General features: G+C 72.3%; 18 protein-coding genes. 9 read left to right on the plus strand and 9 right to left on the minus strand.

The genetic code is table 11. The features are described from left to right. Positions 1–219 precede the first annotated feature (219 nt). Positions 220–1,128 (plus strand): 5'-3' exonuclease, encoded by a 909-nt coding sequence (locus ACZ607_RS28045; protein ID WP_469739368.1) that lies wholly within the window; start codon positions 220–222, stop codon positions 1,126–1,128. Positions 1,129–1,192: 64 nt separating this feature from the next. Continuing rightward, the gene (locus tag ACZ607_RS28050) at positions 1,193–2,035 is read left to right on the plus strand and encodes a siderophore-interacting protein (protein WP_469738985.1); all 843 of its coding nucleotides are present in this window, start codon (positions 1,193–1,195) and stop codon (positions 2,033–2,035) included. Positions 2,036–2,189: 154 nt separating this feature from the next. Here ACZ607_RS28050 and ACZ607_RS28055 read toward each other — a convergent pair whose 3' ends face one another. Next, complete coding sequence (locus ACZ607_RS28055) at positions 2,190–2,885, minus strand: MerR family transcriptional regulator (RefSeq protein WP_469738987.1); 696 nt, start codon at positions 2,883–2,885, stop codon at positions 2,190–2,192. 106 nt (positions 2,886–2,991) lie between these two features. Here ACZ607_RS28055 and ACZ607_RS28060 point away from each other — a divergent pair, with 106 nt between their 5' ends. The 4 genes from ACZ607_RS28060 (at position 2,992) to ACZ607_RS28075 (ending at position 5,836) form a co-directional block, all read left to right on the plus strand. Then, a complete protein-coding gene (locus ACZ607_RS28060) occupies positions 2,992–3,954 on the plus strand; it encodes a hypothetical protein (protein ID WP_469738989.1) in 963 nt (320 codons plus the stop codon). Further along, the gene (locus tag ACZ607_RS28065; protein WP_469738991.1) at positions 3,951–4,421 is read left to right on the plus strand and encodes an ABA4-like family protein; all 471 of its coding nucleotides are present in this window, start codon (positions 3,951–3,953) and stop codon (positions 4,419–4,421) included. Before ACZ607_RS28060 ends, ACZ607_RS28065 begins: the two co-directional genes overlap by 4 nt. 78 nt (positions 4,422–4,499) lie before the next feature. Further along, positions 4,500–5,084, plus strand: a complete 585-nt coding sequence (locus tag ACZ607_RS28070; protein ID WP_469738993.1) for a sigma-70 family RNA polymerase sigma factor — start codon at positions 4,500–4,502, stop codon at positions 5,082–5,084. Continuing rightward, positions 5,081–5,836 carry an anti-sigma factor gene (locus tag ACZ607_RS28075; RefSeq protein WP_469738995.1) on the plus strand — a complete coding sequence of 252 codons (756 nt, stop codon included), beginning with the start codon at positions 5,081–5,083 and terminating at the stop codon, positions 5,834–5,836. Before ACZ607_RS28070 ends, ACZ607_RS28075 begins: the two co-directional genes overlap by 4 nt. A gap of 64 nt (positions 5,837–5,900) precedes the next feature. On the opposite strand, the gene ACZ607_RS28080 is transcribed toward ACZ607_RS28075, so the two are convergent. From ACZ607_RS28080 to ACZ607_RS28105, 6 genes are all read right to left on the minus strand, one after another. After that, positions 5,901–6,410 carry a GNAT family N-acetyltransferase gene (locus tag ACZ607_RS28080; protein WP_469738997.1) on the minus strand — a complete coding sequence of 170 codons (510 nt, stop codon included), beginning with the start codon at positions 6,408–6,410 and terminating at the stop codon, positions 5,901–5,903. A 104-nt stretch (positions 6,411–6,514) separates the two neighbouring features. Further along, the gene (locus ACZ607_RS28085) at positions 6,515–7,318 is read right to left on the minus strand and encodes a DUF1295 domain-containing protein (protein WP_469738999.1); all 804 of its coding nucleotides are present in this window, start codon (positions 7,316–7,318) and stop codon (positions 6,515–6,517) included. After that, positions 7,315–8,688, minus strand: coding sequence for a class I SAM-dependent methyltransferase (locus ACZ607_RS28090; RefSeq protein ID WP_469739001.1), 1,374 nt, complete (start codon positions 8,686–8,688; stop codon positions 7,315–7,317). Before ACZ607_RS28090 ends, ACZ607_RS28085 begins: the two co-directional genes overlap by 4 nt. After that, a complete protein-coding gene (locus ACZ607_RS28095; RefSeq protein WP_469739371.1) occupies positions 8,685–9,947 on the minus strand; it encodes a class I SAM-dependent methyltransferase in 1,263 nt (420 codons plus the stop codon). Before ACZ607_RS28095 ends, ACZ607_RS28090 begins: the two co-directional genes overlap by 4 nt. Before the next feature lie 59 nt (positions 9,948–10,006). Further along, positions 10,007–10,732: a DUF1365 domain-containing protein gene (locus ACZ607_RS28100; protein WP_469739373.1), complete on the minus strand. Its 726-nt coding sequence runs from the start codon at positions 10,730–10,732 to the stop codon at positions 10,007–10,009. Beyond that, positions 10,726–11,997, minus strand: a complete 1,272-nt coding sequence (locus ACZ607_RS28105) for an NAD(P)/FAD-dependent oxidoreductase (RefSeq protein ID WP_469739003.1) — start codon at positions 11,995–11,997, stop codon at positions 10,726–10,728. The genes ACZ607_RS28100 and ACZ607_RS28105 overlap by 7 nt, the downstream gene beginning before the upstream one ends. 251 nt (positions 11,998–12,248) lie before the next feature. Between ACZ607_RS28105 and ACZ607_RS28110 the strand changes: the two genes are divergently transcribed. From ACZ607_RS28110 to ACZ607_RS28120, 3 genes are all read left to right on the plus strand, one after another. Then, complete coding sequence (locus ACZ607_RS28110; protein ID WP_469739375.1) at positions 12,249–13,784, plus strand: molybdopterin-dependent oxidoreductase; 1,536 nt, start codon at positions 12,249–12,251, stop codon at positions 13,782–13,784. An 81-nt stretch (positions 13,785–13,865) separates the two neighbouring features. Then, a complete protein-coding gene (locus ACZ607_RS28115; protein ID WP_469739005.1) occupies positions 13,866–14,510 on the plus strand; it encodes a fasciclin domain-containing protein in 645 nt (214 codons plus the stop codon). 251 nt (positions 14,511–14,761) lie between these two features. Beyond that, positions 14,762–15,256 carry an SPW repeat protein gene (locus ACZ607_RS28120; protein ID WP_469739378.1) on the plus strand — a complete coding sequence of 165 codons (495 nt, stop codon included), beginning with the start codon at positions 14,762–14,764 and terminating at the stop codon, positions 15,254–15,256. Between the two features lie 133 nt (positions 15,257–15,389). On the opposite strand, the gene ACZ607_RS28125 is transcribed toward ACZ607_RS28120, so the two are convergent. Beyond that, positions 15,390–18,218: a DEAD/DEAH box helicase gene (locus ACZ607_RS28125; protein ID WP_469739007.1), complete on the minus strand. Its 2,829-nt coding sequence runs from the start codon at positions 18,216–18,218 to the stop codon at positions 15,390–15,392. A gap of 49 nt (positions 18,219–18,267) precedes the next feature. After that, on the minus strand, positions 18,268–19,158 hold the full coding sequence (locus ACZ607_RS28130) for a diacylglycerol kinase (RefSeq protein ID WP_469739009.1): 891 nt from the start codon (positions 19,156–19,158) through the stop codon (positions 18,268–18,270). Positions 19,159–19,160: the final 2 nt, after the last annotated feature.

Here is a 19,160-nt window from a genome sequence, read left to right on the forward strand (position 1 = left end):
GGAGCGGTGCGGATTCGGCCCGCAGAGCACGCTCACTTGTTGAAAAATGGACGTGGTCCGCTCCGGTGCCGCGCCTGCCCCCGCTTACGCTGACCAAACACATGTGTGATTCAGATCACTCCGAGGAAACCGCTGTCACGGGAACCGCGCGCCTCGCGCGTCACCGCCGCCCGCCCTCCGCGGCGGTTGCGGCATCATCGGGGTGTGACGCGACGCCTGATGCTCCTCGACACCGCCTCCCTCTACTTCCGCGCCTATTTCGGCGTCCCGGACTCGGTGCGCGCACCGGACGGCACCCCGGTCAACGCCGTGCGCGGGCTGCTCGACTTCATCGCCCGGCTGGTGCAGGACCACCGGCCGGACGACCTGGTCGCCTGCATGGACGCGGACTGGCGCCCGCAGTGGCGGGTCGACCTCATCCCGACCTACAAGGCGCACCGGGTGGCCGCGGAGACCGCCGACGGCGTCCCCGACGAGGAGGAGGTGCCCGACACCCTCTCCCCGCAGGTCCCGGTGATCGAGGCGGTCCTGGACGCGCTCGGGATCGCCCGGGTGGGCGTCGCCCCGTACGAGGCGGACGACGTGATCGGCACCCTGGCGGGGCGGGCCACCGGACCGGTGGACATCGTGACCGGGGACCGCGATCTGTACCAGCTGGTCGACGACGCCCGCGGGGTGCGGGTGCTCTACCCCCTCAAGGGCGTGGGCACGCTCCAGGTCACGGACGAGGCGTGGCTGCGTGAGAAGTACGGCGTGGACGGCCGCGGATACGTCGATCTGGCCCTGCTGCGCGGCGATCCGAGCGACGGGCTGCCCGGGGTGCCCGGCATCGGCGAGAAGACGGCGGCGAAGCTGCTGGACGCCTTCGGCGACCTGGCCGGGATCATGGCCGCGGTGGACGATCCCGCCGCCCGGCTCACCCCGTCCCAGCGCAAGCGGCTGGTCGAGGCCCGGGACTACGTGGCGGTGGCCCCGAAGGTCGTCCGGGTCGCCGACGACGTGCCGCTGCCCGACTTCACCCCCGCCCTCCCCCGCGAACCGCGCGATCCGGCGGCGCTGGAAGCCCTGGCGGCACGCTGGGGCCTGGGGAACGCGCTCCAGCGCCTGCTCGTCACACTCCAGGCATGAGGTGCTAGCTTAGGTAAACCTAAGTTTGTACGACGTCATCCATCTCCAGAGCAGGGAGAACCTTGTGGCAGAGCGGCCGCAACGCCGGGCACCGAAGGCGCAGGGGGCGCAGGTTCTGCGCACCGAGCAGATCACTCCGCACATGGTGCGCGTGATCCTCGGTGGCGAGGGCCTGGCCGACTTCGCGCTCGGGGAGTACACGGACCACTACGTCAAGCTGTGCTTCGCCCCGGAGGGCGCGGACTACAGCCACCCCTTCGACATGGCCAGGATCCGCGAGGAGTATCCGCGCGAGCTGTGGCCCACCACCCGGACGTACACCGTGCGCTCCTGGGACCCCGACTCCCGTGAGCTCGCGATCGACTTCGTGGTGCACGGCGACGAGGGCCTGGCGGGCCCCTGGGCGGCGCGGGCGCGGCGCGGCGACCAGGTGACCTTCCTGGGCCCCGGCGGCGGTTACGTACCGGAGGCCTCGGCCGACTGGCATCTGCTGGTGGGCGACGAGAGCGCCCTTCCCGCGATCGCCGCGTCGCTGGAGCACCTGCCGGAGGGCGCGCTCGTGCACGCCTTCGTGGAGGTGCCGGACGCCTCGGAGGAGCAGAAGCTCGTGGCGCCGGACGGCGTGTCGGTGACGTGGCTGCACCGCGGTGACCGCCCGGTCGGCGAGGCGCTCGTGGCCGCGGTGAGCACCCTGGAGTTCCCCGAGGGCCAGGTGCAGGCCTTCGTCCACGGGGAGGCGGGCTTCGTGAAGGAGATCCGGCGCCACCTCCGCCTGGAGCGGGGCATCCCCCTCCCGCAGCTGTCGATCTCGGGCTACTGGCGTCTCGGCCAGAACGACGACGCGTGGCGTGCGGTCAAGCGCGAGTGGAACGAGCAGGTGGAGCGCGAGCAGGAGAACGCCGCGTAGCGCGCCCTCCCCCGGCCCACGCGGAGGAGGAGGCGGCGGAGCCGGGCGGGAACCGGTTCGCGCGAACCGGCACACCCGGCCCGCACACCACCCCCGCGCGCACATCTGAAACCCGGTCACCGTCCTGGACGGCGGCCGGGTTTCCGCGTACCCCTCACGTGCGGGCCCTCCGCCCGGCCTCCTCTCCGTCCCCGTAGGCGTCCCCGTAGGCGCGGGCGGAGGCGTCCACGTGGACGAGCCTGCGCAGGGCGCCGAACATGGCCTCCCCGAGCACCGTGCCGACGACCACGCTCTCCACCAGGTCCTCGCGCGCCACCCGCCTCCGGACGTAGTCGAGGTCGGCGCGCGCGACCGGCTCGGCCGCGTCGGCGTAGACGTCGAGCAGTTCGACGAACGCGCCGTGCCCCACCCGGTGCAGGGCGGCCAGCACCCCCGCCAGGGACCGCGCCGCGGGATTGTCCGCGCCCACGTGCCAGCCGCGCCGCGCCAGCAGCGCGGCCACCTCCTCGCGGGCCTCGGCCGACTCGGGCCCCGCCTCCTCGGAGTCCTCGGCCTGCCCGGGGGCTTCGGACGTCTCGGGTGAGATGCGGTTGGCCGCCTCGCCGAGCACCTTGTGCACCGGCTGCTCGGGATCGTCGACCGCCTCCAGGATCTCCGCGATGGCGGACAACGACAGCCCTCCGACGTCCAGGAGGGCCCGGATCAGCCGCAGCCTGCGCTCGTGCCCGTCGTCGTAGCGCGCCTGGTTCGGGCTGGTGAGCGTGCCGGCGGGCAGCAGCCCCTCCCGTACGTAGTACTTGATCGTCGGTACCGGGACCCCGGACCTCCGGCTCAGTTCACCGATGCGCACCGTGCGTTCACCCTCCAAAGGCTTGCCTGTCCGACCCTCATCATAGATAGTTCCCCTATCGGATAGTGGACAGTTCCACTATCCATAACTTCACCGGGGGGTTCTCATGCAGTCCTGGCGCACATGGCACCGGCCCTTAGTCCTCTTCGCCGCCTCGATGGTCGTGATGTCCGTCGTCGCGGCGGTGGGGGTCCTGGTCGACGACCGGGTCCTCGCGGGCGCGCCGATCTGGGCCAAGCCGTTCAAGTTCGCCCTCTCGTTCGTGGTGTACGCGCTGGCGCTGGCGTGGATGCTGACGCTCCTGACCCGGGGACGGCGCCTCGGCCGGTGGGCCGGAACCGTGGTCGCCCTGGCGTGCGCCGGGGAGATGGTCGTCATCACCGGCCAGGTGATCAGGGGGAAGCGGAGCCACTTCAACCACGCCACCCCGTTCGACTCGATGCTGTACGACGTGATGGCCGTCACCGTGGTCGTCCTGTGGACCGGCACGCTCGTCATCGCGCTGCTCCTGCTCCGGTCACGGATCGCGGACCGCGCCGCCGGCTGGGCCGTGCGCTCCGGCGTGCTGATCGCCCTGGCCGGCGCGGCCATCGGCTTCCTGATGACGCAGCCCTCCGCCGGGCAGCGGGCGGCCGGCGGCCTCGACACCGCGGACGTGGTCGGTGCCCACGCGGTCGGCGTCCCGGACGGCGGGCCCTCGATGCCGCTGACGGGCTGGTCGACGACGGGCGGAGACCTGCGCGTCCCGCACTTCATCGGCATGCACGCCCTGCAGGTGCTCCCCCTGTTCGTGATCGCCCTGGTCCTCCTCGCGCCGCGCTTCGCCCGGCTGCGCGACCCGCGTGTGCGGCTGCGTCTGGTGCTGGTCGCCTCCGGTGCGTACGCGGCGGTCGTCGCCCTGGTGACCTGGCAGGCCCTGCGCGGCGAGCCGCTGGTGCACCCCGACGGCGCGACACTCACCGCCGCCGCGCTGATCGCCGGCGCGACGGCTGCCGGAACCCTCGTCGCGCTCCGGCCGTCCGCCCCCACCTCGTCGGCCGGTGCGCCGGAAACGGAGTTCGTGTCATGACCGGAGCCCTCTTCGAGATCACGTTCATGGCGGCCGCCCCCTTCTGGCTGCTCATGATCTTCGCGCCGCGCCTGCGCGCCACCGCCCGTGTGGCCGCCTCCCCGCTGACCGTCCTTCCGGTGCTCACGCTCTGGGCGGTGATGGCCGCGCCGGTGTTCCCGGAGCTGTGGGCCGCGGTGAGCAGCCCCGACATCGACACCTTCCGCGACCTGGTGGCCCTCGCGAACGGCGCCGGGGCGGTCTGGGCGCAGATCATCGCCTGGGACCTGCTGCTCGGGCAGTGGATGTTCCTGGAGTCGCGCCGGCTGGGGGTGTCACCGCTGGTGACGGGTCCGCTCCTGGTGCTGACGATCCTGCTCTCACCGCTGGGCCTGCTGGTCTTCCTCGTCGTACGCGCGGCCGCGCGGGCCCGGTCGGGGGCGGCCGGGGGCACGTACGAGAGGGTGGGCGGACCGGCGAAACCGTAAAGAGGTGCGACCAATCCTCCGGGCCGTCGGCTCCGAATCATCCAGGAAACCGATGCGTGCTCCGGGAGGACAGTCCGCGTGAGAGAAGCCGTACACATCAGTGGGGTCCCCTCGTCGGGGCCCGGCCTGCAGGAGTTGCTCGTCCAGGTCGCCCGTGGCGACCAGGACGCCTTCACGCAGGTCTACGACCAGGTCAGCGGGCCGGTCCTGGGCCTGGTGCGCAGCGTGCTGCGTGACCCGGCCCAGTCCGAGGAGGTGGCCCAGGAGGTCCTGGTCGAGGTGTGGCGCACCGCACCCCGCTACCAGCCGTCCCGGGGCAGTGCCATGAACTGGGTGCTGACGCTGGCCCACCACCGCGCCGTGGACCGGGTCCGCTCGGCCGAGGCGACCGCCGCGCGGGAGCACAAGGCAGCGCTGCTCGACCGGACCCCGGACTTCGACCAGGTGTCCGAGCAGGTCGAGAGCCGGCTGGAGAGGGAGCAGGTCAGGCGCTGTCTGCGGACGCTCTCCGAGCTCCAGCGGGAGTCGGTGACGCTGGCGTACTACCGGGGGCTGACCTACCGCGAGGTGGGCGAGCTGCTGTCCGTACCACTGGGGACCATCAAGACACGGCTTCGCGACGGGCTCATCCGGCTGCGCGACTGCCTGGGGGTGAACGCATGAGCACGGCCGAGCTGCACACACTGACCGGCGCCTACGCGCTGCACGCGCTGCCGGAGGACGAGCGTTTCGCCTTCGAACGGCATCTGGGGGCCTGCGAGGCATGTGCCCAGGAGGTACGGGAGCTGTCGGCCACAGCCGCCAGGCTCGGGCTCGCCGTGTCCGAAGTTCCGCCGCCCGCCCTCAGGGAGCGGGTGCTGCGGGACATCACGACCGTACGGCAGGAGGCGCCGGCCTCGGGCCGCAGTGCCCGCGCCGAAAGCTCCCCGGGCCGGGCCAGCCGCTGGTCGACGTACGCGCTCGCCGCCTGTGTCGCCGCCGCTGCCGCCTTCGGCGGGGTCGCGGTGTGGCAGAACCAGGTCGCGCGGGACGCCCGGCAGGAGGCCGCCCGGGCCACGCAGCACAACGAGCAGGTGGCGCGCGTGCTGACCGCGCCTGACGCCGCGACCAGCGCCGCGGATCTCGGGAACGGCGCACGGGGCACGGTGGTGGTCTCGCAGAGCGTGAACCGGGCCGTGTTCCTGGCCTCGGACATGGCACGGCCGCCCGGCGGCAAGGTGTACCAGCTCTGGTTCGACGACGGCGGCACCATGCGGTCGGCGGGACTGATGGACCCGTCCGCCACGGACGACACCGTGCTGCTCGACGGCCCCGTGGACCGGGCGTCCGGCATGGGCATCACGGTCGAACCGGCGGGCGGTTCGGCACAGCCGACCTCGGCCCCGGTGGCCCTGATGGAGTTCAAGGACGCCTGAGCGACGGTGGGCGCGCCCCTCCCCGGGGGCGCGCCCACCCGTGTGTCCGCGCCCGGGCGATGGCTCAGAGGTTCCTTCCCATGAGGACGCACATCGTCTCGCGGCGGCGGACCGATCCGTCGGGCCCTTCCTCGTCCCAGGCGTCCGGTTCGCGGCCGTACGCGACATAGCCCAGGCGCTCGTACAGGGCGCGGGCCCGGGGGTTGTCCTCCTCGACCGCGAGTTCCGCCCGGTGCAGCCCCCGGTCCCGGATCCGTCGTTCGGCGGCCCGGACCAGCAGCGTTCCCAGGCCGGTGGACTGCAGGGCCGGGAGCACGGCGAGCTGCCACAGCGTTCCGGCGTCCTCGGAGACCTCGTAGTCCACGCCGCCGATCGCCACCGGCACATCCGCAGGGGTGCAGACGGCCAGGTAGTCGACCTCGCCCGCCGCGGCGCGCACGAGCTCCTGCTCCACATGGCGCAGGTGGGTGGCCGAGCCCGACCAGGCGCACGCCGGCAGGTCCTGAGGCAGCAGATCGCGCACGTGGACCGGGATGTTGACGGTGGTTCCGGTGGTGTCGCCCTGGGTGGTCACGCCTGGAGCATGCCGACCCCGGCGACACCGCGGCAACGCCTTTTCGGCGCGGCTCGCCCGGCGCCGCCGGGGCGGACCTCCGACTCCGGCTCCCAGCTCCGGCTTCAGCTACGGCGAGGCGGCCACGGGAAGAAGCCACTGGTGCGTGCCCGGTACTCCGCGTACCCCGGCCGTCCGGCCATGTGCCGCTCCAGCAGGGCCTTTCCGCTGCCCCTGGTCAGCAGGAAGCTCATCACGAGAGGCGAGACGAGCGTGGCCGCGGCGACCGCCGGGTCCGTACAGACGATGAGGAAGAGACCCCACCAGACGCAGAAGTCACCGAAGTAGTTGGGGTGCCGGGTCCAGGACCACAGGCCCCGGTCCATGATCCGCCCCTTGTTCGCGGGGTCGGCCTTGAACCGTGCCAGCTGGCTGTCCCCCAGCGCCTCGAAGCCGAGCCCCACCGCCCACAGCGCGGTCCCCGCCCAGGCCCACCCGCCGAGCGGTCCCGTGAGGTGGAAGGCCGCCTGCACCGGCAGGGAGATCAGCCATACGAGCGCGCCCTGGAGGAGGTACACCGTGCGCAGGGCGTACAGGGCGGGGTTGCCGGGCGCCTTGGCGAGCAGGGCCTCGTAGCGGGGGTCCTCCCCGTGGCCACGGCCCCGGCGGCCGATGTGCACGGCCAGCCGCAGACCCCAGACGGCGGTGAGCACGGTCACCAGGATCCGGCGCCCGTCGTCCCCCTCGCCGCCCGTCGTCGCGTACAGGACGAGGGCGACGGCCGCGAAGCCGAGCCCCCAGGCGACGTCGACGATCCGGTGCACGCCCTTGCGCAGGGCGACCAGGAACGTCACGAGCATGACGCCGAGGGCGACGCCGAACGCCACCGGCAGGTCCCGGGCGAAGCCGGCCCATCCGAAGCCGCTCACGGGGCGTCCGCCCGGTCCGGAGCGGTGGCCTGGACGGGCACCCGCCCGGTGCCCGTGTACCAGCCGTGCCGGGTGGCGGGCAGCCCCGCCGAACCGTCCGTGTCGGGCCGCACCGAGAGGATCTGGTCGACGCCCATGCGCCGCTCCTCGAAGGCGAGGGCGCCGCCCACCAGGTAGAGCCGCCACACCCGGGCGGTCTCCTCGCCCACCAGGGCCACGAACTCCGCCCAGCGCTCCTCCAGGGTGCGGTGCCAGGCCCGGACGGTCAGGACGTAGTGCTCGCGCATCGACTCGACGTCACGGACCTCCAGTCCGGCGCCCTCCAGCAGACCCACGGTCTCGCCGAGCGGACGCATGTGCATGTCGGGTGCGATGTACGACTCGATGAACGCCCCGCCCCCGGGCGCGGTCGAGCCACGGGACATCTGCTGCACCAGGGCGCGCCCCCGCGGCCGCAGCACGGAGTGGAGCAGCGCGGTGAAGGCCGGGTACTGGGCGTCGCCGACGTGCTCCCCCATCTCGACGGTGGACACGGCGTCGTACCCGCCCTGGAAGCCGGGCAGGCCGGCGACGTCCCGGTAGTCGCAGCGGTGCACCTCGACGAGGTCCTCCAGGCCGCGCGCCTCCACCTGCCCGCGTACGTACGCGGCTTGTTCCGCGGCGAGCGTGACGGCGGTGACCCGGACGCCGTGCCGGGCCGCCGCGTAAAGGGTCAGGGAGCCCCAGCCGCAGCCGATGTCGAGCAGCCGCGCGCCGGCCGTCAGCCCGAGCTTGCGGCAGATCAGCTCCAGCTTGTCGCGCTGCGCGTCGGCGGGCCCGTAACCGGGGGCGGTGCCCGTCCAGTAGCCGCACGAGTAGGCCATGGTCTCGTCGAGCAGCAGGGAGTAGAAGGCGTTGGAGAGGTCGTAGTGGTGGCTGATGGCGGCCCGGTCGCGGGCCTTGCTGTGCAGCGCGCCCCGGAGCCCGGCGCGGGCCTCGGGGGTCGGAGGGCGTGGACCGATCGCCCCGAGGCGCAGCGCGGTGCCGGCGGCCCGGAGACGGTCGGCGGCCCGGGGGCGGGGCAGCCGCGGCCCCGGGTCCCCCGAGGATCCGCGCAGCGCGCGCAGGCCGTCCGCGAGATCGCCGACGACGTCGAGGTCACCGGTGATGTAGGCCTCGGCGAGGCCGAGTTCGCCGGGCTGCCACAGCAGCCTGCGCAGCGCCCGGCGGGAGCGGACGTGCACCGTGGGGGCGTTCCCGGGCCCGGTCTCGCTGCCGTCCCACATCCTGATCCGGACCGGTGGGGGGCCGCCGAGGAACCGCTCGATGACCGGCGCGATCCGCTGCGCCGCCCCGTTCGCCGGGATGCCGGTGTCGGTCGTGGTGTTCACGCGGTGTCCTCACGGGTCAGGAGAATCTGCTGCACATCGAGGTAGCCGGACCGGAATCCGGCCTCGGAGTAGGCGAGGTAGAAGGTCCACATGCGGCGGAAGACCGCGTCGAAGCCGAGCGCGTCGACCTCGGCGGCCCGTTCGGTGAATCGTTCGCGCCACAGCCGCAGGGTCTCGGCGTAGTGGGCTCCGAAGCTGTCGCGCCGCTCCGTCCGCAGGGAGGTGTGACGTGTCGTCACGCGGTCCATCGCCTCGGTGGAGGGCAGCAGTCCGCCGGGGAAGACGTACTTCTGGATCCAGGTGTAGGTGTGGCGGCTGGCCAGCATCCGGTCGTCCGGCATCGTGATCGCCTGGAGAGCGATCCTCCCGCCGGGGACCAGGCAGCGTTCCAGGGTCCGGAAGTACTCCGGCCAGAACTCCTCCCCGACCGCCTCGATCATCTCGACGCTGACGACCGCGTCGTACTCCCCGGTGACGTCCCGGTAGTCGCTGAGCCGTACGTCGACCCGGTCCTGGAGGCCCGCTTCGCGGATCCGGCCCCGGGCCAGCTCCCGCTGCTCCCGGGAGAGGGTGAGGGTGGTGACCCTGGCGCCCCGGGCGGCGGCCCGTACGGCGAGTTCGCCCCAGCCGGTGCCGATCTCCAGCAGCTCGGTGCCGCGGCCCACGCCGGCCAGGTCGAGCAGCCGGTCGATCTTGCGGTGCTGGGCGGCGGGCAGCAGGTCCTGCTCGGCCGGGAGTCCGCGGAAGACGGCGGAGGAGTACGTGAGGGTGTCGTCCAGGAAGAGGGCGAAGAGGTCGTTGGACAGGTCGTAGTGGTGGCTGATGTTGTCGCGGGCGCCCTCGGGGGTGTTGGCCTGCGCGGCGGGCTGCCGCAGGGCCCACAGGCGCCGCAGCTTCTGCAGCGGGGCGGGCACGAGGCCGGCGGCGTTCCCCGCGAGGACGGTGAGGACGCCGACGAGGTCGGGAGAGTCCCACTCACCCGCCATGTACGACTCGCCGAAGCCGATGAGGCCGCTCGCGCCGATCCGCCCGAAGAAGGCGTCCGGTTCGCGGATCTCCATGAGGGGCCCGCCCAGGCCGACGCTCTCGCGGCCGGCGAGCCGCGCGCGCAGCGGGAGCCGGGCGAGCGCGCGCCGTACGAGCCGTTCGGCCAGGGCGGTCCTCGCCCGGGAGGCCCGCGGCGGGGAGGCGACGTCGGGCCAGCGGCCCGGATCGACGGTCGCCCGGGGAGCGTCCACGGGGCCGGCCTGGGCCGGGATGCCGATGCCGGCGGGGGTGTCGGCGGGGGAACGGGACGGGACGGGAGAGGTGGGCACCTTCACTGCATGCCTTCCTGGGTGCGATGACGGGGACGTGGCTGTACGGGCAGCCGGCGGAGGAACAGCCGGATGCCGTGCAGCCGGATGGCGGCGGACACCACCACGGTGGAGAAGGGGTGGCGCAGGAACAGCCGGAGCAGCTGGCCGGGCGTGCCGGGGCGCCGGGTGCCGCGTACGGTCGCGGTGAACGGGCGGGCGCCCGCACGCTCCAGGTGGACCGTCAGGTCGAGGCGCGGCCCCGGTTCGGGCAGCCGCATCCGGTAGCCGCCGTCCACCGGGAAGAACGGCGAGACGTAGAACTCCTTGCCGGTCGCCGCACGGCCCGCCTCGTCGGGGTGCAGCAGATAGCAGTGGCGTTCCCCGTACGTGTTGTGCACCTCGGCGACCACACAGAGCGGGGTGCCGTCGGGACGGTGGCACCAGTAGACGGTCAGCGGGTTGAAGACGTGGCCGAGGACCCGGGCCTGGGTGAGCATGGTGACGCGTCCGCCGGCGAGGTCGACGCCACGGGCCCGGAGGAACCGTTCGAGTCCGGCCCGGACGGTGGGGGCCGTGCCGCCGAAGTGGTCGCGGGCGTCGAACCCGGCCAGCGGGCGCAGGAGGGCCGGCAGCCGCGGCGGGCGGTCCGGGTCGACGAGCCACAGATAGGTGCGGTGCCGCAGGGCGTACCTGCGGGGCGCGGTCCGTACGTGGGTGATGGCGCACGGGTAGAGGGCGTTCACCAGGTCACCCCCAGCGCTTCGGCGGCGCGCACGCCCGAGCGGCAGCCGTCCTCGTGGAAGCCCCAGCCGTGATACGCGCCCGCGAAGGCGGTCACCGGCCCCGACAGGGCCGGCAGCCCGGCCTGCGCGGCGACGGACTCCGGGGTGAAGACGGGGTGTTCGTACACCATGCGGGCCCGGACGCTGTCGGGGGCGACGCGGTCGGCTCCGTTCAGGGTGACGACGAACCGCTCGGGGGCGTCCAGGCGTTGCAGGCGGTTCATGTCGTAGCTGACGGTGACCCGGTCGGCGTCGGCGGCGCAGGACGGCATCAGATAGTTCCAGGACGCCGCGGCGCCCCGGCTGCGCGGCAGCAGCGTGGTGTCGGTGTGCAGCAGGGTGGCGTTGCGGGAGTAACGGAATGCGCCGAGGATGCGCCGCTCCTCGTCGGTGGGGTCGGCGAGCAGCCGGAGCGCCTGGTCGGGGTGGGTGGCGACGACCACCGCGTCGTACTCCCGGGTCGTCCCGTCCTCGGTGACGATCTCCACGCCCGTGCCGTGCCGCCGAACCGCGCGCACCGGGGTGCCCGTACGCACGGAGTGCACCTGCTTCACGACGCGGTCGACGTACGCGCGTGAGCCCCCGGTGACGGTCCGCCAGACCGGCGAGTCGCCGATCGTGAGCATCCCGTGGTGCTCCAGGAACCTGAAGAGGTACCGGGCCGGGTAGCGCAGCGCGGTCACCGGGTCGCAGGACCACACGGCGGAGACCATCGGCGTCAGGAAGTGCGCGGAGAAGTACGGGGAGAACCGGCCGCGCGCCGCGAACTCTCCCAGGGTCATCTCCGCCGTGCCCGCGGGCAGGGCGAGCAGCGCCCTGGCGGCCCGGTGGAAGCGGGGCACCTCGGTCAGCATCCGCAGGTAGGGGCCGCGGAGTACGGAGCGGGGGCGGGCGAGCAGCCCGGCGGCGCCCCGGGCCCCCGCGTACTCCAGTCCGCACCCCTCGCAGCGCACGGACATGCTCATCTCCGACTCCTGGGTGTCCACCTCCAGTTCGTCGAAGAGCCGCAGGAGGTGCGGGTACGTCCGCCGGTTGTGCACGATGAACCCCGAGTCGACGCGGTGTGTCCGGCCGTCCGACGTGCTCAGGTCGTGGGTGTGCGCGTGCCCGCCGACGCGCTCGTCCGCCTCCAGGAGCGTCACGTCGTGCGCTTTCCCCAGGACGTGCGCGGCGGTCAGTCCCGCCACCCCGCTGCCCACTACGGCTGTTCGCCGCCGCTCCCCTGTCATTCGGGTTCCCTCCGGTGTCGCATGCCTGGCCGGGGCGCTGCGGGAGCGCCCCTCAGAGGTCATTCGAGGCAGCGGACACCGCGGATTGGCCGATGATCAAAATTCCTTCGACCGGGTGAACGACCAATCCGCCGGGCGATCGGCACCGAACCCCCGGTGTGAGAACAGACCGAGACGTTTCGCAGAAGCAAGGGGCCCCAGGGGCCCGGCGCTCCCGGTGGGCGCGCGCCACGTTCGCCGCGCTCGGCGGTCTGATCGCCGGGTTCACCGCTCTGTGCGTCGCCGAACTGGTCGCCGCCGCCGTACGTCCCGAGGCGGGTCCGGTCACGGCTGTGGGCGGGGCGGTCATCGACCGCACTCCCCCGGCCGTGAAGGACTTCGCCGTACGGAACTTCGGTACGGACGACAAGCTGGTGCTGCAGCTCGGGATCCTCGTCCTCCTGGCGCTCTTCGCCATGGTGGTGGGGGTCCTGGCGCTGCGGCACCGGTGGGCCGGTGCTGCGGCCGTCCTGGTCTTCGGGGTGGTCGGCGCGGTGTCGGCGGCCGGGCGGCCCGAGGGCCGTCCGACCGACGCGCTGCCGTCGGTCGTGGGCGCGCTGGTGGCCGCGGGAGTGCTGTATCTCCTGGCCGGCCGGCTGGCTCCCGTCACCGGTCCGCCTCCCGCGGCTGGGGAGACGGGCGACGGGGAGCAGGGTGCCTTCGACCGCCGCGGATTCGTGATCGCGGCGACCGCCGCCGCGGCGGCCTCGGCCGGTGCGGGGCTCCTGGGCCGTCGGCTCCAGGCGTCCCAGCTGGCCGGGGTCTCCGCCTCACGTGGTGACATCACCCTGCCGGCGCCCGCCTCCCCCGCACCCGCGATACCGAGCGGAGCGGATCTGGGCATCCGGGGCCTGAGTTCGTTCACCACCCCGAACAAGGACTTCTACCGGGTGGACACCGCTCTGGTGGTCCCGCGTGTCGACGCCGACCGGTGGCGGCTGCGGATCCACGGCAAGGGGGTGACGCGACCCGTCACGCTCGGCTTCCAGGACCTCCTGGGGCGCGAGCTCGTCGAGCGCGACATCACGCTGACCTGCGTCTCCAACCAGGTGGGCGGCCCCTATGTGGGCACGGCCCGGTGGATCGGCGTACGCCTGGCCGCACTGCTGGCCGAGGCCGGGGTGAAGCCCCCGTCGAAGGGCGGGCCCGCGGACCAGATCGTGGCGCGTTCCGTGGACGGGATGACGATCGGCACCCCGGTCGAGGAGGTCATGGACGGCCGTGACGCACTGCTCGCGGTGGGCATGAACGGCGAACCCCTGCCGTTCGACCACGGCTTCCCGGTCCGGATGGTCGTCCCCGGCCTCTACGGCTATGTCTCGGCGTGCAAGTGGATCCAGGACATCGAGCTCACGACGTTCGACGCGTACGACGCCTACTGGGTCAAGCGCGACTGGTCCCGCGAGGCTCCGATCAAGACCCAGTCACGCATCGACACGCCCCGCCCGTTCGCCGCCCCGAAGTCGGGGACCGTACCCGTCGCGGGTGTCGCCTGGGCCCAGCACCGGGGCATCGCCCGGGTCGAGGTCCGGGTCGACGGCGGCGAGTGGCACACCGCGCGGCTGGCCGCCGAGGCGGGCCGTGACACCTGGCGCCAGTGGGTGTGGGAGTGGCCGGCCACGACCGGCCACCACACCCTCGAGGTCCGTGCGACGGACCGTACCGGCGCCACACAGACCGACAAGCGGGTCGGCACCGTGCCCGACGGTGCGACCGGGTGGCACTCGGTGGTGGTCGACGTGACCTGACGACCGGGGCGCGCACTCCCCATCCCTCGAAACCGACGTACCGACCGACTCATGAATCAACGCACCACTCAGGAGAACCTCATGAACAGCCGTCACTTCCGCCGTATCGCCGTCACCGTCTCCGCCGCGGCCATGCTGCCGCTCGCCCTGACCGCCTGCTCCAGCGACTCCGACAGCTCCGCGTCCGGCTCCGGCTCGGGTGCGGACAAGTCCGCGTCGAGCACGCCGTCCAAGGAGACCCAGCCCATGGACGAGCCGTTCGGCCCGGGCTGTGCGACGGTCCCGAAGGAGGGCGCGGGCTCGTTCGCGGGCATGGCCCAGGACCCGGTCGCCACGGCCGCGTCGAACAACCCGGCGCTGTCCACGCTGGTGTCGGCCGTCAAGCAGGCCGGTCTCGTCGACACCCTCAACAGCGCCGAGAACATCACGGTGTTCGCCCCGACCAACGACGCCTTCGCCAAGATCCCGAAGGCCGACCTGGACAAGCTGCTCGCGAACAAGGCCGAGCTGACCAAGGTGCTCACCGCGCACGTCGTGGGCGAGAAGCTGACCCCGAAGCAGCTGGAGAAGGGCTCCTTCGACACCCTGGCCAAGACCAAGCTGACGACGTCGGGTTCGGAGATGTCCTACACCGTGAACGACTCCTCGAAGGTCGTCTGCGGCAACGTCCCGACGGCCAACGCGACGGTCTACATCGTGGACACCGTCCTGATGCCGGCCTCCTGATCCGACGGCCCGCCGGCCCGCCGGCGGCCTGACCACGCGAGCCCCGTGGTCCGCGCTCTCCCCCCGGAGCTGCGTGGACCGCGGGGCTCGCGCCGCGACGGCACCGCGTCCGCGCGGCCTCGACGGAATCGCAGTATCTGACCTGCGAAAAAACTACACATAAGGGACATGTAAGAGCACACTGGTGTGGAGAGCTGATGACCGCACCCCCCAATGCGGTCGCTCCGACAAGTGCGAAGGAGAACATCCTCATGAGTAACATCTCGCACACCGGAAGGGATGTGTCCGGAAAAACCCAGGACGTTTCCGGTCACACCGGAAGGGACATCTCCGGACACCCCGACGCCGAAGAAATGCGAGCGCGCCACGACCGCGTGATGGGCGGCGGCGCACGCCGCACCACGGCCGGTGCGGACGCACCGGTGTTCCTGCTCGGTCTGTACTGCGCCGTCTCGCCCTGGGTGCTCCACTTCACCGCGAACCAGCCCTCGCTGGTGACGCACAACCTCGTCATCGGCCTCGCGATAGCCGTGCTGGCACTCTGCTTCACCGCCATGCCGGAGCGGATGACCGGGATGAGCATCGCCATCGTCGCACTGGGCGCCTGGCTCATCGTGTCGACGTGGGTCGTGGGTCAGAGCCCTGACATGGGCGTCATCCTCAACAACGTGATCGTCGGTGGTCTGGCGGTTGTGCTGGGGGCAGCCTGTGCGGGACTTTCGATGAAGAACAGGAAGAAGACCTGACGGGAGAACGCACACGAGTGGCCACCGGCGCGTACAGCCGCCCGTGGCCACTCGTCCTTACATCCTCGCCCGTGGCGCACCGGCATCCTCGCCCGTGGCTCACCGGCGGCTCGCCCGTGGAGCGAGGGACCGCTCACCCCACCGAGCTGTACGCCACCACACCCCGCAGCACCGCGTCGACGGCCTTGTGGGCGCTCTTCGCGACCGAGCTCCCGTCCCGGGGCGCGGCGGCCGCGATCTGGCCGAGCACGTCGATGACCTGCTTGCACCACCGTACGAAGTCGCCGGCCGGCATCTCCGCCTCGCGCAGGACCTCGTCCAGCGTCCGCCCGGAGGCCCACATGTAGACCGCCCAGGCGAAGCCGAGGTCGGGCTCGCGCTGGCCGACCCCTTCCGTCTGGCTGATCTTGAAGTCCTCCTCCAGGGCGTCGAGACGGCCCCAGATACGGATCATCTCGCCCATCGCGGTCTTCGCGGGCCCCGAGGGCAGCTTGGGCGCGACCGCGTCGTCCGCCTGGCGTGCCTCGTAGACCAGCGCCGAGACGCACGCGGCGAGTTCGGCCGGGTTGAGCCCCTCCCAGACGCCGTCCCGCAGACACTCGCTGGCCAGCAGGTCGAGCTCCCCGTAGAGCCGGGCGAGCCGCCGCCCGTTGTCGGTGACCTCGTTGCCCCGCAGGTAATCCATCTCGGTCAGGAGCGCGACGATCCGGTCGAAGGTGCGGGCGATGGTGTTCGTCCGGCCCTCGATCCGGTTCTCCAGCTGCCGTGTGTCGCGCTGGAGCCGGTGGTACCGCTCGGCCCACCGCGCGTGGTCCTCACGCTCGTCGCACCCGTGGCAGGGGTGCGCGCGCAGCTCCGTGCGCAGCCGGGCGATCTCCCGGTCGTCGGCCGCGGCTGACCGCTGCTTGCGGTGGCGCCCCGGGTCGATGTGCCCCGCCTTGCTCCTCAGCGCGGAGGCCAGGTCGCGGCGGGACTGCGGTGAGCGCGGGTTGAACGACTTGGGCACCCGCATCCGCTCCAGCGCCTCGACCGGCACCGGGAAGTCGATATGCGCCAGCCGCTTGACCTGCCGCTCGGCGGTCAGCACCAGAGGACGCGGCCCGTCGTGGTACTCGAGACCGCGATGGCCGTTGGTGCGCCCGGCGGGCAGCCCCGGATCCAGCACCAGGGCGAGGCCGGCGAACTTGCCGGTGGGGACGTGGATGACGTCACCGGGCTTCAGCTTCTCCAGGGACGAGGCGGCGGCGGCACGCCGCTGGGCCGCGCCCTGCTTGGCCAGCTCCGTCTCGCGGTCCTTGAGGTCGCGGCGCAGCCGCGCGTACTCCTCGAAGTCCCCGAGGTGGCAGGTCATGCCCTCCTTGTAGCCCGCGAGGCCCTCCTCGTTGCGCTGGACCTGCCGGGAGATCCCGACGACCGACCGGTCCGCCTGGAACTGCGCGAAGGAGGTCTCCAGCAGCTCGCGCGAGCGGTGCCGGCCGAACTGCTGGACGAGGTTGACGGCCATGTTGTACGAGGGCCGGAAGCTGGAGCGCAGCGGATACGTACGCGTCCCGGCGAGCCCGGCGAGCGCGCCCGGGTCCATCCCCCGCTGCCACAGGACGACCGCGTGGCCCTCGACGTCGATGCCACGGCGCCCGGCCCGCCCGGTCAGCTGGGTGTACTCGCCGGGGGTGATGTCGGCGTGCTGCTCGCCGTTCCACTTGACGAGCTTCTCCAGCACCACGGAACGCGCGGGCATGTTGATGCCGAGCGCCAGCGTCTCCGTCGCGAAGACGGCCTTGACCAGGCCGCGGACGAACAGCTCCTCCACGACCTCCTTGAAGGTCGGCAGCATCCCGGCGTGGTGCGCCGCGATGCCGCGCTCCAGGCCCTCGAGCCACTCGTAGTACCCGAGGACATGGAGGTCCTCGGGGGGAATGGACGCCGTCCGCTCCTCGACGATCTCCCGCACCAGCTGGCGCTTGTCCTCGTCGTTGAGCCGCAGACCTGCCTGCAGGCACTGCTGGACGGCCGCCTCGCAGCCGGCCCGGCTGAAGATGAACGTGATGGCGGGCAGCAGCCCCTCGGCGTCCAGCCGGTCGATGACCTCGGGCCTGGCCGGGGTCCAGATCCGGCTGCGCTGGCGCCGCTCGCGCTCCCGGTCCGCCTCGCGCACCATCTTCCCGCGCCGGCGCTCGCGCGGGTTGTACCCGCGCTGGTTCTCCATCCGGGCGAGCCGGACGAGATCCGGGTTGACCTCGCGCCGGCCGGTGCCCCGGCCGCCGTGGTCGGTCTCCTCCTCGAAGAGGTCGTACATCCGGCGCCCGGCCATGACGTGCTGCCACAGCGGCACCGGGCGGTGCTCGGAGACGATCACCTGGGTGTCACCACGAACGGTGTCCAGCCAGTCGCCGAACTCCTCGGCGTTGGACACGGTCGCCGACAGCGACACCAGGGTCACGGACTCCGGCAGGTGGATGATCACTTCCTCCCACACGGCACCCCGGAAGCGGTCGGAGAGGTAGTGCACCTCGTCCATGACCACGTAGCCGAGGCCGGTGAGCGCCTGGGAACCCGCGTACAGCATGTTGCGCAGGACCTCGGTCGTCATGACGACCACGGGTGCGTCCGCGTTGACGCTGTTGTCACCGGTCAGCAGACCGACCTTGTCCGCGCCGTAGCGCCGGACGAGATCGGTGAACTTCTGGTTGGACAGGGCCTTGATGGGCGTGGTGTAGAAGCACTTGCGCCCCTGCTCCAGGGCCAGGTGTACGGCGAATTCACCGACGATGGTCTTGCCCGACCCGGTGGGGGCCGCGACCAGCACCCCCTTGCCGGCCTCCAGTGCCTGGCAGGCCTCGATCTGGAACGGGTCCAGTCCGAATTCGTACATCTCTCGGAAGGGCCCGAGGGCCGTGGCCCGCTCGGCCGCACGAACCCGAGAAGCCTGATATCGCTCAGCTGGTGAGAGGTCCTCTGTCATCTTGATACGAGCCTACCCGCCCCGTATGACAGTCAGCCCGATCTTTATTTCACGGTGCAAGCACCCGGACCGCGCCGGGCACACAGGTCGCGGTGAGCGGCAGCGCGCCCAGCGGTTCACCGTCCGCGTACGCCGTGACACCGGCCGCGGCCAGCTCTATCGAGGACACCCGGTGCACGGTGACCTTGGGGTGCCCGAGGTGGGTGCCCTTGTAGACCTTCGGGAAGACCTTGAGCAGGGTGGCCCGGCTGCAGTCGCCGACCACGGTCACGTCGAAGAGCCCGTCGTCCATGAGCGCGTCGGCGCAGATCCGCATGCCGCCGCCGTACGTGGTCCCGTTGCCCACGGCGATCAGCGTCGCCTCGATCTCGGTGACCAGGCCGCCGTCCAGCCGGATCCGGTACGGGATGGGCCTGAAGGCGGCCAGCTCGGCCAGGATCGCCAGGTCGTACTTGAAGCGGCCTCCGACCCAGCGCATCCGGTTCCCCCGGTCGTTGACCCGCGAGTCGAAGCCGGACGCCAGGACGGAGCCGAACCAGCGCTCCTCCGTCCGGCCCAGGTCGATCGCGCGCGCCGTACCGGCCTTGAGCGCCTCGGCGGCCAGCCGTCCGGCGGCGGCCGGATCGCGGATCGGCAGCCCGAGGGCGCGGGCGAAGTCGTTGCCGGTGCCGACGGCCACGGCGCCGAGCGGCGTCGAGGTCCCGGCGACGGCCTGCAGGGCGAGGGACATCATGCCGTCCCCGCCCACGGCTATCAGCGCCCCGGTCCCGTACGCCACGGCCTCCCGGGCGCGTCGCAGCGCGTCGTCGGCGTCCTCGCCGAGAACCGTCCGTACGGAGAAGCCGGCGTCCCGCAGAGCGGAAGCGGCCGGCTGCGCGGCACGCGCGCCTTGGCCGCTCCCCGCGGTGGGATTGACGAAGAGGGTGATCTCGCTGGTCACCC

The organism is Streptomyces sp. NPDC104381, from assembly GCF_055583745.1.

Coding starts and splice junctions, on each gene's coding strand:
- ACZ607_RS28105 (WP_469739003.1), bottom strand. CDS start 11,997: ATGACAGGGGAGCGGCGGCGAACAGCCGTAGTGGGCAGCGGGGTGGCG.
- ACZ607_RS28045 (WP_469739368.1), top strand. CDS start 220: ATGCTCCTCGACACCGCCTCCCTCTACTTCCGCGCCTATTTCGGCGTC.
- ACZ607_RS28120 (WP_469739378.1), top strand. CDS start 14,762: ATGAGTAACATCTCGCACACCGGAAGGGATGTGTCCGGAAAAACCCAG.
- ACZ607_RS28115 (WP_469739005.1), top strand. CDS start 13,866: ATGAACAGCCGTCACTTCCGCCGTATCGCCGTCACCGTCTCCGCCGCG.
- ACZ607_RS28075 (WP_469738995.1), top strand. CDS start 5,081: ATGAGCACGGCCGAGCTGCACACACTGACCGGCGCCTACGCGCTGCAC.
- ACZ607_RS28060 (WP_469738989.1), top strand. CDS start 2,992: ATGCAGTCCTGGCGCACATGGCACCGGCCCTTAGTCCTCTTCGCCGCC.
- ACZ607_RS28125 (WP_469739007.1), bottom strand. CDS start 18,218: ATGACAGAGGACCTCTCACCAGCTGAGCGATATCAGGCTTCTCGGGTT.
- ACZ607_RS28065 (WP_469738991.1), top strand. CDS start 3,951: ATGACCGGAGCCCTCTTCGAGATCACGTTCATGGCGGCCGCCCCCTTC.